General features: G+C 66.1%; 8 protein-coding genes, 3 pseudogenes and 2 riboswitches. Of the genes and pseudogenes, 3 read left to right on the top strand and 8 right to left on the bottom strand.

Translation table 11 applies throughout. The features are described 5' to 3' along the window. Positions 1-5: 5 nt before the first annotated feature. Complete coding sequence (locus tag OUO20_RS00650) at positions 6-845, top strand: siderophore-interacting protein (RefSeq protein WP_268002617.1); 840 nt, start codon at positions 6-8, stop codon at positions 843-845. Here OUO20_RS00650 and OUO20_RS00645 read toward each other — a convergent pair. The 3 genes from OUO20_RS00645 to OUO20_RS00635 form a co-directional block, all read right to left on the bottom strand. Further along, positions 842-2,329 (bottom strand): threonine/serine ThrE exporter family protein, encoded by a 1,488-nt coding sequence (locus OUO20_RS00645; protein WP_018769528.1) that lies wholly within the window; start codon positions 2,327-2,329, stop codon positions 842-844. The genes OUO20_RS00650 and OUO20_RS00645 overlap by 4 nt on opposite strands. Before the next feature lie 34 nt (positions 2,330-2,363). Beyond that, entirely contained in the window at positions 2,364-3,680 is a 1,317-nt protein-coding gene (locus OUO20_RS00640) for a peptidoglycan bridge formation glycyltransferase FemA/FemB family protein (protein WP_268002616.1), read from the bottom strand. 132 nt (positions 3,681-3,812) lie between these two features. Next, positions 3,813-4,946: a lipid II:glycine glycyltransferase FemX gene (locus OUO20_RS00635; protein ID WP_056389176.1), complete on the bottom strand. Its 1,134-nt coding sequence runs from the start codon at positions 4,944-4,946 to the stop codon at positions 3,813-3,815. A 121-nt stretch (positions 4,947-5,067) separates the two neighbouring features. Here OUO20_RS00635 and OUO20_RS00630 point away from each other — a divergent pair, with 121 nt between their 5' ends. Beyond that, the gene (locus tag OUO20_RS00630) at positions 5,068-5,613 is read left to right on the top strand and encodes a TspO/MBR family protein (RefSeq protein WP_056389195.1); all 546 of its coding nucleotides are present in this window, start codon (positions 5,068-5,070) and stop codon (positions 5,611-5,613) included. Positions 5,614-5,659: 46 nt separating this feature from the next. On the opposite strand, the pseudogene OUO20_RS00625 reads toward OUO20_RS00630, so the two are convergent. The 4 genes and pseudogenes from OUO20_RS00625 to OUO20_RS00610 form a co-directional block, all read right to left on the bottom strand. After that, positions 5,660-7,098, bottom strand: a pseudogene (locus OUO20_RS00625) (L-serine ammonia-lyase). A 143-nt stretch (positions 7,099-7,241) separates the two neighbouring features. Next, positions 7,242-8,389 (bottom strand): annotated as a pseudogene (gcvT, locus tag OUO20_RS00620) (glycine cleavage system aminomethyltransferase GcvT). An 11-nt stretch (positions 8,390-8,400) separates the two neighbouring features. Continuing rightward, a complete protein-coding gene (gcvP, locus tag OUO20_RS00615) occupies positions 8,401-11,259 on the bottom strand; it encodes an aminomethyl-transferring glycine dehydrogenase (RefSeq protein WP_268002615.1) in 2,859 nt (952 codons plus the stop codon). A 53-nt stretch (positions 11,260-11,312) separates the two neighbouring features. After that, positions 11,313-11,420: riboswitch (glycine riboswitch) on the bottom strand. A 26-nt stretch (positions 11,421-11,446) separates the two neighbouring features. After that, positions 11,447-11,544, bottom strand: a riboswitch (glycine riboswitch). 93 nt (positions 11,545-11,637) lie between these two features. Then, positions 11,638-12,174 (bottom strand): TetR/AcrR family transcriptional regulator, encoded by a 537-nt coding sequence (locus tag OUO20_RS00610; protein WP_142068613.1) that lies wholly within the window; start codon positions 12,172-12,174, stop codon positions 11,638-11,640. An 85-nt stretch (positions 12,175-12,259) separates the two neighbouring features. On the opposite strand from OUO20_RS00610, the pseudogene OUO20_RS00605 reads away from it, so the two are divergent. Further along, positions 12,260-13,818: pseudogene (locus OUO20_RS00605) on the top strand (MFS transporter). Between the two features lie 81 nt (positions 13,819-13,899). Here the strand turns inward: OUO20_RS00605 and OUO20_RS00600 are convergent. Next, entirely contained in the window at positions 13,900-14,379 is a 480-nt protein-coding gene (locus tag OUO20_RS00600) for a Dps family protein (protein ID WP_018772030.1), read from the bottom strand. Between the last annotated feature and the right edge of the window lie 106 nt (positions 14,380-14,485).

Here is a 14,485-nt window from a genome sequence, read left to right as displayed (position 1 = left end):
GCCTTATGAGCACCGTCCCCGCCGCCACCAGCGCCACGAAGAAGAGCCGCCCCCAGGTCACCCTGACCGTGCTGCGCAAGGAACAGCTGTCCCCGCACATGGTCCGGATCGTGGCCGGCGGGGAGGGCTTCAGCGACTTCGCCAACAACGGCTTCGTGGACCGGTACGTGAAGATCGTTTTCCCGCAGCCCGGGGTTGACTACCCCTCCCCGCTGGACCTGTGGGCCGTCCGGGAAACCATGCCGCGCGAGCAGTGGCCGTTCACCCGCACCTATACGCTGCGCTGGGTGGATCCGGAGGCGAGCGAACTCGCCATCGACTTCGTGGTCCACGGCGACGAGGGCCTGGCGGGTCCATGGGCGGCAGGGGCACAGCCGGGCGAGACACTGACCTTCACCGGACCCGGCGGCGCCTACAACCCCAACCCCGAGGCCGACTGGTACCTGTTCGCCGGTGATGAGGCAGCGCTTCCTGCCATCGCCGCATGCATCGAGGCCCTGCCCGCGGAGGCAACCGGGCTTGCCTTCCTGGAGGTAGGTTCCGAGGCCGACATCCAGCCTGTTTCCGCCCCTGCCGGGCTGGAGATTACCTGGCTGGCCCGCAACGGCACACCGGCAGGTGCCAGCGACCTGCTGGTCAGGACGGTGGCGGAGGCCGAATGGCCCACCGGCACCGTGGATGTGTTTGCACATGGCGAACGCGGCTATATGAAGGCCCTCCGCGAAATCTTCTTCAAGCAGCGCGGCCTGGACCGCCGGCAGGTGTCCCTCTCCGGTTACTGGGCGCAGGGCCGCGTGGAGGACGTCTTCCAGGCCGAGAAAAAGCTCCCGGTCGGCCAGATCTAGCGGCGGCGCGCCCGGCGCCGCTCGTTGCTTGCCAGGCTGCGGGTCAGGGGCCGGGCCAGCACGTCGCCCAGGACGATCCCGCCGGCCGTTCCCAGCACGATGGCACCGGCGCTGAGCATTCCTCCGGCGCCGGCCAGGATCTCGGACTCCTCAACGGTGAGGACGTACATGGACCGGAATATCGTGAGGCCGGGCAGCAGGATCAGGGCTGCGGGAACTGCCACCACCAGCTGCGGCGCACCCATCCGCAGCGCCACCACCCGTGCCAGCAGGCCAATGACGACGGCGGCCATGGCAGGGGCGAAACGGTCGCCGATGCCCAGCAGGCCGCAGCCCAGCAGCACCAGGTAGCCCGCCACGCCTACGGCTGCGGTTGGCAGCAGGAGCTTCCAGGTGGTCTGTTCCGTAATGCCGATGGCCATCACGGCGGCGGCTACGAAGATGATGAGGACCCACAGATCGTAGGCGGGCGGGAAGGTCTGGGTGACGTCGATGCGCTGCAGCCCGGTCAGCTCCCCCACCACGAAGGCAACAGCGATCCCTGCCACGATGGCGCCGAACGTCAGCAGCGTGGACAGGAACCGTCCGGCCGCCGTCACCGGGAAGCCGTTGATGGCATCCTGCACGGAGGACACCAGGCGCCCGGTGGGAAGGAGCAGCAGGATGCCGCCCACCACCACGATGGACGGCGATGCGGTGAGCCCGAACTGCCAGAGCAGCAGCGCCAGCATGGTGACCACGAAAGAGCAGCTGGCGGTGATGAAGAAGTCCGGTACGCGCCAGCGTCCCAGCTGCCGGGCCAGCAGGCTGATGCCGATATTGGCCACGAAAGCAACTGCCGAGGACACCGGACCGCCGCCCAGCACGCCAACGAACACGGCGGCGAAGATGCCGAAGGCGGCCGTGACCATCCAGCGCGGATAGGGTTTCGGGCTGGTGATGGCCTCGTTCAGCCGGCGGATCGCCTCATCCCGGCCCACGCCGCCGGCCACGATGTCCGTGACCAGTTGGTGCACCTTGGCCAGGCCCGCATAGTTGTTGGTCCAGGAGCGCACCACGCGCAGCAGGGCGATCGGCGTCTGGTCCTTGGGTGCGTAGTTGATACCCACGGACTGGTTGGTGATGTCCACCTCGATGTTTTTCAGCCCCAGGGCCGCGGTGACGGCAATGATGCTGGTTTCCACCTCCAGGGCGCCGGCGCCATACCGGAACATGGTCTCGGCCAGGTGCAGGGCGAAATCCAGGGTCTTCCGGGCGGAGGTGTCCACGCCACCCACCTGGATGGTGGGGTTGGCGTAGGGACTCCCCGCCAGCCGGTCCACGATGCTCAACGGGGCGGTTGGTGGATTCTCGCCCTGCACCAGGCGGCGCAGCATCCTCTTGGCGGCAGCGTCCTGCCGAAGCTGCGCAGGGGTCAGCGGTTCAGTCTTGGGCAGGCCGTCAGTCTTTGGCCTGTGCCCTGGCCGTTCGTGCCGTTCGGTCATGCCCGCTTCCTCCCTGTACGCGGTTTATGGACGGTCAGGCTGCACGCTTCAGCGGCAACTTGCCCAGCAGCGTGCGGGCGGCGGCCGCAGCGGACCTGGCGAGCCTGTTGGCATGGAAGACGGCGGGCCGCACCGGCACGACGAAGTCTCCCACCAGCTGGACCACTTCGCCGCCAAAGCCCTTCTTGAATTCGTAGCCGCCGTGGCCTTCCTCGTCCTGGCCGGAGATGCCGAAGGTGCCGTAGAAGTTGTACCGCGGGTATCCCTTCTCGAGGGCATGCAGCATCATTCCCCAGTACAGGGAGGTTGCGCCGTTGAAGTAGATGTAGTCCTGGACGGTGCCGCCGATGACGCACACCACCTCATCGCCGTAGCAAACGAAGTGGATGGCTGCCACGGTGGCCGTCCCCACGGAGTCGGGGAACCTTTCGATGTCCTTCAGGCTCCGCTCGTAGCTGTCCACCAGGTCCTGTACCACTTTGAGCCGGTTGGCCTTCTTTTTGCTGCCGGTCTCCTCCACCTCACGGCGGAGATCTGCTGCGGTGGCTGACTCCGTTTCCAGGCGCTCAGTGATGGATTTCCGGTAGGCCGGGATGTCGATCTTCGCCATCATCAGCTTGGTGAATTCCGGGGTGGTGGTCCGGAGCAGGTGTTCGTAGTAGGCGCGTTCGCGGTAGACGAATCCTTTTTCGTCACCGGCCCGGCTCAGGGCCCCGTAGAAGTCGTCCAGGGTGTCCAGGGTGGCCTGTTCCAGGAAGACGCCGTTCTTTTCCGCTTTGCGGATGGCTTTGCGCGTCCGGTAGCTGGTGCTCATGATCAGTTCTTCGGCGTCCTGGATGCCCACCAGGTTCTTGATGAACATCCAGTTGACGTTGACGAAGTTCATGTCCAGGCCCTGGTGCTTGAACCCCAGCCGTTCCAGGTCGGCCACCAGGGGCCGGTTGTCCTCGACGTCGGGGTGCTCGGCGCCGTCGGCGTCCCGGGCGATGTACCTGACGTTCGGCGAGATCCGCAGTTCAGCGGCTTTACGGCCTGCCGCGTGCTTGCGGAGAAGCTCGACGACGGCGCCCACCAGGTTCCGGTCCGTGTAGTCCATAAGGGGGCCCTTGGCGCATTCACAGACGGTGTAGCCGAGGCGGTTTGCGGTGTAGTTGAGCTTTCCTGCCGCCACGAGTTCCCCATTGCGCCGGACTCCGAAGAGTTCCACCTGCTGGCCGCGTGCTCGCTGGAAACGGGCAAAATCAATGGACTGCAGGAAACTGTTCTGCGGGTGCTTCAGGGCGAAGGCCTCAAAGTCGGCGTCGCTGAGGTTGGCGTATTCAAGCCCGGTAGCGGCGGAAACTGGATTCAAGGGGTGACCTTCTTCTGGACTCTTCGCGGCCTGGTGGGCGCGCGATGGGCGGGCGGTGTTCGGGGCGGCCGGCACGCGGGCGTGCTGGTCCGGCGGGGGTCGCGGGAGCTTTGCGGGTCTGGCGGCTGCAGGTCAGTAGAACTGCTGGCCGGTCCGTGCGGTTTCAATCCGGCGGAAGATCTTTTCGCCGCCTTTGACCCAAAGCCGGTGCCGCAGCGGGGACAGGACGTAGTCGTGGCAGCCCACGAAGTCGGTCACTGTCTTGGTGAAGCTGGTCTTGAACATGCCCATTCCGTAAAGGTTGTGGGTCTTGTCCTTGATGCGCGCAGCTGGAGGCGTGCCGCAGAAGTCGTACTCGGTGCAGCCGAGTTCCTGCATCCGGCGGATGGCCGCCCACTGGACCAGGTGCGAGTCACCGTACTGTTTGCGGTTCTGGGTGGAACCGCCGTCCTTGTAGGTTGCCTTGGCACCGTAGTTGATGACGAATGCGCCCACGCTGGGCTTTCCGTCCTCGTAGGTGAAGAAGAAGTTGCCCTGGCCGCGGTTGCTGAACTCATCCCAGAACTGTGCGTAGTAATCGTAGCTGCGCAGGGGCATGGATCCCTTGGCGCTGACGGTGTTGACCATCAGGTCGTACAGGGCGCGGTAGGTTTCAGGTCCGGGTTCCTGCCGGACCACCTGGCAGCCTTCGCGTTCGGCACGCCGGATGGCATTGCGGGCGCGCGAGGAGATGGCTTTGAATACTGCCTCTTCGGAGCCGGAGATATCCAGCAGGGCGGTGGAGTCGTTGGACTGGATATTGGGCGCTTTCACCAGGTTGGCCGCGCGGAGTTCCTTCTGCACCTCGTCGGAGTCGATAATGTCCGGTTCCACTTTGATGGTGAAGACATTCAGCTTCCTGCCGCGGACAAACGCGGCAACGGATTCAAGGACGGGGCCGAGGTCCGCTGCATCGGCCAGGTCGGGGCCCTTGATCAGGTACCACAACCGTCCCAGGACGGGGAAGCTCTTCTCCAGCACCAGGTTGTAGCTGGAGTTTCCGGGGCTTTCCAGCACCAGGAACCGGACTTTCCAGCCGCTTCCGTTCTTGACCGATGCATAGGCGGCGGACTGCAGCATATTGCCGCCGTTCGGATTGGCCGTGACGTGCTTGTCCCAGTTTTCAATTTCCTCGGCGGTGGCAAAACGTGCGGTGAATTGTCGCAAGGGGGCCTTGTCCAATCGGGTCTGTGCGCGGTTTCGGTAGTTCTGGGTGCGTGCGGACATGCAGCCTCAAGTCTAAAGCCTGATGTGCTTCCGGCTTTTCGCCGCCTTGCAGGGCATGCGGGCCAGCGGGGTTCAGGATGCCCGCTTGACGCCGCTGTTGGCGGTCAACAAGGGTGTAGGCATGAGGCCGGATGGGGAAGAGACTACAGCCCGCACGGGGAGCGACGGACAGCCCTACAGCGCCGGGGTGCAGGTGGCCGCGCTTATCGGATTCCTGGTGGCGTCACTGTTGGTGGCGGCGCTGGGCGGCCTGGCCTCGGCGGCCAATGTCTCCGGCTGGTACGCCACCGCTGACAAGGCGCCCTGGTCCCCGCCCAACGGCGTGTTTGGTCCCGTCTGGACCGTCCTCTATGCGGCAATGGCTGTCGCAGCGTGGCTGGTCTGGCGCCGGCGGACCAGCAGGACACGTCCGGCAATGGCCGCCTACGCCGTCCAGCTGGTCCTCAATCTTGCCTGGACCCCCGCGTTTTTCGCCCTTTACCCCGCCCTTGGCACGCCGGCCCTGTGGCTGGGGCTGGCCATCATCCTTGCCCTGATCGCCGCCGTCGCAGTAACCGTTGTGTATTTTGGTCCCATCAGCCGCACGGCCGGGCTGCTCCTGCTGCCCTACGTGTCATGGCTGGTGTTTGCGGCCAGCCTGAACTGGTGGGCCGCGGCGCATAACTAAGCGATGGTCTCCGCGTGGCCTGTGGCGTCGCGTTGCCAGGTGGGGGTCAGCATTCGACGACGTTGACGGCGAGGCCGCCCATGGCGGTTTCTTTGTATTTGGAGGACATGTCCTTGCCGGTTTCGCGCATGGTGATGATGACTTCGTCCAAGGACACGCGGTGGGTGCCGTCGCCCCAGAGCGCCATTTTCGCGGCGTTGATCGCTTTCGCGGCCGCGATCGCGTTCCGTTCGATGCAGGGGACCTGGACCAGCCCGCCGATCGGGTCGCAGGTCAGGCCCAGGTTGTGTTCCATCGCGATTTCCGCGGCGTTCTCCACCTGCGCCGGGGTCCCGCCCATGACCTCGGCCAGGCCCGCGGCCGCCATCGAGGACGCCGACCCCACCTCGCCCTGGCAGCCGACTTCGGCCCCGGAGATCGAGGCCTGTTCCTTGTACAGCACCCCCACCGCGCCCGCGGCCAGCAGGAACCGCACCACCACAGCGTCCCGGTCCTCCTGGGTGGCCTTGTCCATGCCCGGGGCGAAATGCAGGGCGTAGAACAGCACCGCGGGGATGATCCCGGCCGCCCCGTTCGTCGGGGCGGTGACCACCCGCCCGCCGGAGGCGTTCTCCTCGTTCACCGCCAACGCCACCAAATTAACCCACTCCTGCCAATACCTGGCATCGAACGGGCCCGCGTCCCACGCCGCATCCGTCTCCTCGACCGGGCCGCCCGCGGATTCCTTCTTCAACCGGTCGTACCAGTCAGGGCGCGGCGGCGGACCTTCAACCCGCCCGGCAGCACCCCTTCCCGCCTCAACGAGGCGGCCACGCAGCCCTCCATCACCGACCAGATCTGCAGCAACCCCGCCCGGATCTGCTCCTCGTCCCGGGAGACTTTTTCGTTCACGAGCATCACGTCGGCGATGCCCAACCCGGTCACCGCGCAGTGCCCCAGCAGCTCCGCCGCGGTCCGGAACGGCAGCGGCAGCTCCTGTTTGGACGCGTCCAGTTCCTGCTGCGCCGCGTCCTCCTCGCCCTCCCGGACGATGAACCCGCCACCCACCGAGAAAAACGTCGCCGCATGCAGCACCTCCCCGGCCGCATCAGTGACCGTGAACGTCATCCCGTTCGTGTGCCGCGGCAACACCGTCAACGGCCGCAGCACCATATCCTTCACCCCGTACGGCAAGGCCACAGCACCGGCCAGGTTCAGCACCCCGGTCTCCGCGATCGAGGCCAACCGCTCCTCCACCTCGGCGGGCAGGATCAACTCCGGATGGAACCCCTCCAACCCCAACAAAACGGCGGTCATCGTCCCATGCCCATGACCCGTCGCCGCCAACGACCCATACAAATCAACCCGCAACCCCGCCACATCACCCAGGACACCCAGGCCCTTGAGCTCCTCAGCGAACACCGCAGCAGCCCTCATCGGCCCCACAGTATGCGAAGACGAAGGCCCAATCCCGATCGAAAACAGGTCAAAGACACCAACAGCCATAACGGGGTATTTCCTAACTAAATCTGGTTCGGTTGCCGCTCAACCCACTTCCTGTACGTCCTGTCAGCCTCGACACACCGGTCCATGCGCACCAGGGGCCGGCAGAGCCGGACCCGAAGCCCGGCCACGGTGCGGTACAGGGCTTACTTTTGGCGTTTGTAGAACGGGAGGTCGACGACTTCGAATGGCTCCGCCTTGCCACGGAGGTCCACGTCGAGGGCGGTGCCGGGTGCCGAGTATTCGACGTCGACGTAGGCCATGGCGATGGGGTAGCCAAGGGTGGGCGACGGCTGGCCGGAGGTGACTTCGCCAACCGTGGCGCCGTCCTTGAGGACGGGATAGTGCGCGCGTCCGGCGCGGCGGCCCTGGCCTTTGAGCCCCACGAGGCGGCGGCCGGAGGTGCTGCCGGCTCCGGCTTCCTTTTGGCGGCCAGGGCGGCTTTGCCGACGAAGTCGCCTTCCTTGGAGAGCGCGACGACGGGGCCGAGGCCGGCGGCGAACGGGTCGCCCTGCAGGGACAGTTCGTTGCCGTACAGGGGCATTCCCGCTTCGAGGCGCAGGGAGTCACGGGAGGCGAGGCCTGCCGGGGTCAGTTCCCTGTCGTCGGCGACGGCGATCAGTGACTGCCACAGCGCGGGGGCATCGTCGTTGCCCACGAAGATTTCGAACCCGTCCTCACCCGTGTACCCGGTGCGCGCAAGCAGGAGTTCCTTTCCGGCGCCGCCTACCAGGAGCGGCACGCTGACGGCGGCGTAGTACTTGAGCTCGGTGACCAGTGCGTGCTGCGCGGCCGGGACCAGGCGCAGCAGGAGTTCCTGGGCCTTGGGGCCCTGGACGGCGATCAGCGACGTGCGGGCTGAGGCATCCTCCACTACAACATCGAACCCGGCGGCCCGTTCCTGCAGGGCTGCGGCGACCACGGCGGCGTTGCCCGCGTTGGGCACCACCAGGAAGACGTCGGTACCATCCTGTGCGGAGGGGCGGCGGTACGTGATGAGGTCGTCGATGATACCGCCGTCCTCGTTGCAGATCAGCGAGTACTTGGCCTTGCCCACGGCCATGGCGGAGATCTTTCCCACCAGGGCGTAGTCCAGGAAGGCTGCGGCATCCGGGCCGGTCACCCAGACCTCGCCCATGTGGGAAAGGTCGAACAGGCCGGCAGCCTTGCGGACGGCGTGGTGTTCAGCAAGCTCCGAGCTGTACTTCAGCGGCATCTGCCACCCGCCGAAGTCCGTGAAGGAAGCTCCAAGCTTCTTGTGCTCGTCGTAAAGCGCGGTGTATTTCTCGGTCATGGCGCCGGTCCTTAGTTTTCGAAGTCTTCCAGCGGCGGGCAGGAGCAGATCAGGTTCCGGTCACCTGCGGCGCCGTCGATCCTGCCCACGGGCGGGAAGTACTTGTCCTGCTTGTGGTGGGCAGGGAAGGCCGCCTGCTCGCGGGGGTAGGCGCGGTCCCAGTCAGAGCTGACGACGGCGGCCGCCGTGTGCGGTGCGCGGCGCAGCGGTGAGTCCGCCACGGCAAAGTCGCCATTGGCCACCTGGTCGATTTCCTTGCGGATGCTGATCATGGCCTCGATGAAGCGGTCGATCTCCGCCAGGTCCTCGGACTCGGTGGGCTCCACCATCAGCGTGCCCGCCACCGGGAAGGACAGGGTGGGGGCGTGGAAACCGAAGTCGATCAGCCGCTTGGCCACGTCCTCGGCCGTGACTCCCGTCTTCGCCGTGAGTTCGCGCAGGTCCAGGATGCACTCGTGCGCCACCAGCCCGCCTTCACCGGTGTAGAGGACCGGGAAGTATTCGTTCAGGCGGGACGCGACGTAGTTGGCCGCCAGCAGCGCGGACTTGGTGGCCTCGGTCAGGCCCTCACCGCCCATCAGCTTCACGTAGGCCCAGGAAATCGGCAGCACGCCGGCCGAACCGAACCGGGACGCCGAGATCGCCACACCGTGCCCGGCTTCGTGCGCCGCCTTGTTCGCGTCGCCCGGCATGAACGGTGCCAGGTGCGCCTTGGCGGCAACGGGCCCGACGCCGGGTCCCCCGCCGCCGTGCGGGATGCAGAAGGTCTTGTGCAGGTTCAGGTGGGACACGTCCCCGCCGAACTGGCCCGGCTGGGCCAGCCCTACCAGGGCGTTGAGGTTGGCGCCGTCGATGTAGACCTGGCCGCCCGCGGCGTGCACAGCGTCACAGACTTCGCGGACATCCCCATCGTAGACACCGTGGGTGGAGGGGTAGGTGATCATGATGCAGGACAGGACGTCCTTGTTGGCCTCGATCTTGGCCGTCAGGTCGTCGTGGTCGATGGTGCCGTCGGCAGCCGTGGCCACGACGACCACCTTCATGCCCGCGAGCACGGCGGAGGCGGCGTTGGTGCCGTGCGCCGAGGCCGGGATCAGGCACACGTTGCGCTGCTGCTCGCCCCGGGAATGGTGGTAGCCGCGGATCGCGAGCAACCCGGCGAGTTCGCCCTGCGAGCCCGCGTTGGGCTGGATGGACACCTGGTCATACCCGGTGATCGTGGTCAGGTCCGCTTCCAGGCCGGCGATGAGTTCGCGCCAGCCTTCGGTCTGGGAGTCCGGGGCGAACGGGTGGATCGAGGCGAACTCCGGCCAGGAAATGGCTTCCATCTCGGCCGTGGCGTTCAGCTTCATCGTGCATGAACCCAGCGGGATCATGGTGCGGTCCAGCGCCAGGTCGCGGTCCGAGAGCTTGCGGATGTAACGCAGCAGCTGGGTTTCAGACCGGTGCGTGTTGAAGACCGGGTGCTGCAGGTAGTCGGAGGAACGCTCGCCGGCGGCCTCCAGCCCAAAGCCCTGGCCCTCGCCCTGGACCTCGGCAACCGTGGCGCCAAAGACGTCGGCAACCTGGGCGACGATGGCCGCCGTCGTGGTTTCATCGAGGGCGATGCCTACGGTGTCGGCGTCGACGCTGCGCAGGTTGATGCCCCGCGCCTCGGCGTCGGCGATGATGCCAGCAGCCCGTCCGGGGACCCGGACCGTAAGGGTGTCGAAGAAGCTCGTGTGCAGCACCTCGACGCCGGCGGCCGCAAGCGAGGCCGCCAGGCTACGGGCGTGGCGGTGCGCCGTTTGGGCAATCGCCTTCAGTCCGTCGGGGCCGTGGTAAACGGCGTACATGGACGCAACGATGGCCAGCAGCGCCTGGGCGGTGCAGATGTTGGACGTGGCCTTCTCGCGGCGGATGTGCTGCTCGCGGGTCTGCAGGGCCAACCGGTAGGCAGGCGTGCCGGCGTCGTCCTTTGACACCCCAACCAGGCGGCCAGGCAAGGAACGCTCCAGGCCTTTGCGGACAGCCATGTAGGCGGCATGGGGGCCGCCGAAGAACAGCGGCACGCCAAAACGCTGGGCTGAGCCGACGGCAATGTCCGCGCCCTGCTCGCCCGGAGGTGTGATCAGTGTCAGGGCCAGCAGGTCCGCAGCCACGGTGACCAGCGCGCCCCGGTCCTTCGCTGCAGAGATCACCGCGGACTGGTCCCACACGCGGCCGGAAGCGCCGGGCTGCTGCAGCACGATCCCGTTGATGTCGCCCTCGGGCAGGCCCTTGGACAGGTCGGCGACCTCCACCTCGAAGCCGAGCGCCTCCGCACGCCCCAGCACGATGGCGATGGTCTGCGGCAGCACGTCGATGTCCAGGACGGTCTTGCCGTCTGCCGCGGGCTTGGTCTTGTTGGCGCGGCGCATCAGCAGCACGGCCTCGGCCACGGCCGTTGCTTCATCCAGCAGCGAAGCGTTGGCGATGGGCAGGCCCACAAGGTCCTGCACCATGGTCTGGAAGTTCAGCAGCGCCTCAAGCCGGCCCTGGGAAATCTCCGGCTGGTAGGGCGTGTAGGCGGTGTACCAGGCCGGGGATTCCAGGATGTTGCGGCGGATCACCGGTGGAGTCACGGTGTCGTAGTAGCCCTGGCCGATCAGCTGCACCGCCGTCTTGTTCTTGGCGGCAAGCTTCCGCAGTTCCGTGAGGACTTCAACCTCACTGAGGGCGTCCTGCAGGCGAAGGGCGGTGTCCTGGCGGATGACCTTGGGAACCGCGGTGTCCACAAGGGAATCGACCGAGTCGTAGCCTACGGCTTTGAGCATGGTGTCGACGTCGGCCTGGCGGCGCGCGCCGATATGGCGGTCTACGAAAGTGGTGGAGGCTGGGGTAACCGACACGAAGGAACTCCATTTACTCAGGCGGCGAAGGGTACGCCACAGCTATTCGGGTTCCTCCCCGCTCTGTATTGGACCTGAGAGTTTCCGCGTTCCCTGCCTGGGCAGGACCCGCTTGCACCGTCGGTGAGCACAACAGTCCCTACCTCTCCAAAAGAGAATAAGACTGCCTGCTGCTTTCCAGAGGTGCCTCGCCGCGGCGGTACGGGGGCCTGCGAGATTCCTGGGGAGGATTTGCTCCTACGGCGCCTGCCTGTACTTCCGGCAGAACTCTCCCGCCGCAGATCAAAGGCTATTCATTTGTTGGATCATGAAGGCCGGTGACAGCCCTCACAACTTTCTATTGTCCTACGCGGCAACCCCTCCCGGCAAATGACGGAGCTACCTGCGGAGCCGTTCCAGCGCGGCCAGGAGTTCCTCCACGTCAGCGGCCGCTCCCCCAGCCGGCGCAGGGGCCACGGACAGCATGGCGTTGAAGTACAGGCCGTCCCCCATATAGAGGACTGCCTTGGCCAGCCCAGGTCCCACATCCGCAGCAATTTCGTCCAGCCAGCGCTGCTGGATGGCCGCGAAGCGGCGCCGCGTCTCCTCGTGGGCCACCTCTGCAAGCCGGGTGGCGGCCACGATGGCACGGTCCAAAGGGGTATCCGCCCAGACCGAGGAACGGATGAAGTAGGCCGCGGCGCCTTCAGCTGCCGACGCCATGGCATCGGCATCCTCGCTCGCCAGGCCCTCCAGGCGGTCAAGCAACACGGCAATCAGGGCTTCCTTGTTGGGAAAGTGGTAGAGGAGGCCGCCTTTGGATACGCCGGCCTTGCGAGCCACGGCATCGAGGGTGGCCGCCCGCTCACCCACTTCAATCAGCAGGGACTCGAAGGCGTCAAGGACCGCGTCACGGGCAACAGGCTTTCGGGGCATGCCCTCCATCATGCCCTCCCCCGTGCAGGAATGAGGAAAACCATCGCATTTTTAAACTATACCGTCCGGACGGTATAGTTATCTCATGACCACTTCCATCGAGAGTTCGGCAACCGGGCAGGCAAGCAGCACTTCCGTGCGTCCTCCGTGGCGCGACTGGCTGGCGCTGGGGCTCCTGATGTTTCCCGTGCTGCTGGTGGCGGTGGACAACACCGCACTGACGTTCGCGCTGCCGGCCATCGCCCGGGCCCTGGAACCCACGGGCGTGCAGCTGCTGTGGATCGTTGACGCCTACCCCCTGGTGCTGGCCGGGCTGCTGGTATCAATGGGAAGCCTCGGCGACCGGATTGGGCGGCGGAGGCTGCTCATCCTTGGCAGCATCGGCTTTGCCGCGCTGTCCGTTGCGACGGCTTTTGCGCCCGCGCCGGAATGGCTCATCGCCGGCCGCGCCGCCCTGGGATTCTTCGGCGCCATGCTGATGCCGTCCACCTTGTCGCTGATCCGCAACATTTTCCCCGAGCCCAATCGCCGCAGGCTGGCCGTCGCCATCTGGGCCGCCGGATTCTCCGGCGGCGCGGCCCTGGGTCCGATCTTCGGCGGCTGGCTGGTGGAGCACTTCTGGTGGGGTGCCGTCTTCCTGGTGGCGGTCCCCCTCATGCTCCCCCTGCTGGCGTTTGGACCGGCCCTCATCCCGGAATCGAAGGATCCGGCACCCGGCAAGGTGGACATCCCCAGCATCCTGCTCTCCATGCTGGTCATGGTGCCCGTTGTCTACGGGATCAAGGCAGTTGCCACCGAAGGTCCAGGGGCGGCAGGTCTGGGCGCCATCGCTTTCGGCCTGGCCATGGGGGCGGTGTTCGTGCAGCGGCAGCAGCGGCTGGCGCACCCCTGCTGGACATGTCCCTGTTCCGGAACAGGGTGTTCAGCATGGCCATCAGCGCCAACATCCTTGCCTTGTTCTCCTTCAACGGCTTCATCCTGTTCCTCGCCCAGCACCTCCAACTCCTCGAGGGAATGACGCCGTCCGCAGCCGGCGTTGCCATGATCCCGGCACTGGCCGCCACGGTGGTGGCCGGCCTGGTGGTGGTGCCGCTGGTCCGCAAGGTCCGCCCGGGATACGTGGTGGCTGCGGGGTTGGCGTTCAGTGCCACCGGCTACACCATGGTGGCATTCGGGAATCACGACGGCGGCCCCTCGCTGCTGCTGGCAGCCCTGCTGGTCCTTGCACTGGGCGTGGGTACGGCCGAAACCATCTCCAACGACCTCATCCTCGGGTCCGCGCCGCCGGAGAAGTCAGGCGCTGCCGCGGCAATCTCCGAGACCGGCTACGAGGTGGGGTCGCTGCTGGGCACGGCGGTACTGGGCTCCATCCTGACGGCGTCCTACCAGCAGAACCTGCGGCTGCCCGCAGGCCTTGACGGCATGCTGCCCGGCTCCTCCCTGCACAGCGCGAGGGAAACACTTGCCGGCGCAGTGGAAGCAGCAAACCTGCTGCCCGCTTCCCTATCGGACACCGTCCGGGACGCTGCGGCGTCAGCGTTTGATTCCGGCGTGCACATCACTGCGGCAATTGGGCTGGTACTGATGGCGACGGCGGCAGTCCTCGCCGCCGTCGTGCTGCGGAAGGTGCCGAAAGCGGCCTGACCAAGCGAAACAAAAAGGGCGCCTGGTACCGGATCAATTCCGATACCAGGCGCCCAAAGGGTCCAGGCGGGTGGCTGCCGGCTACTTGGAGTCGGCGGCTGTGACCTTGGCGGTCGGCTTCATGTTTTCAGCCTGCACCATCCAGGCAAACTGCTCCAGCCGGGCAATGAACTCGTGCAGGAGGTCCGCGGAGGTGGGATCCTCCTCGTCCACCTCGTCATGGACTTTGCGCATGGTGCCCACGGCGGCTTCCATGGCGGCAACGATCCGCTCGATGGCATCCGTAGTGCTGATCAGCCCCTCAGGGAACTGGGCCAGGCTGGTGGTTTCGGCAACGGTGGAGCTGCGGCCGTCCGGGAGTGCATGCAGGGCGCGCATTCGTTCGGCTGTGTCGTCGGCGAACTGGCGGGCAGCGTCGACGATCTCATCAAGCTGCAGGTGCAGGTCGCGGAAGTTGGTGCCCACGATGTTCCAGTGCGCCTGCTTGCCCTGGACGTGCAGTTCGATCAGGTCGGCCAGGACAGCCTGCAGATTGTTGGTCAGTGTCGGTGAAGCTTTCATGCGTCCTCCTCAAGTGGTCCAATACGGCCGACGCTACCAGCCGAGCACCTAGCGGCGGCAGGGCTTTCGGCAATTTCTCAGTGAGCTTACTAATTTGGAAAGGAAG

Source organism: Arthrobacter sp. FX8 (assembly GCF_026723805.1).
Taxonomy (GTDB): Bacteria; Actinomycetota; Actinomycetes; order Actinomycetales; family Micrococcaceae; genus Arthrobacter.
The sequence above is the reverse complement of the archived record's forward strand: the minus strand, read 5'-3'. Positions and strand labels throughout refer to the sequence as shown.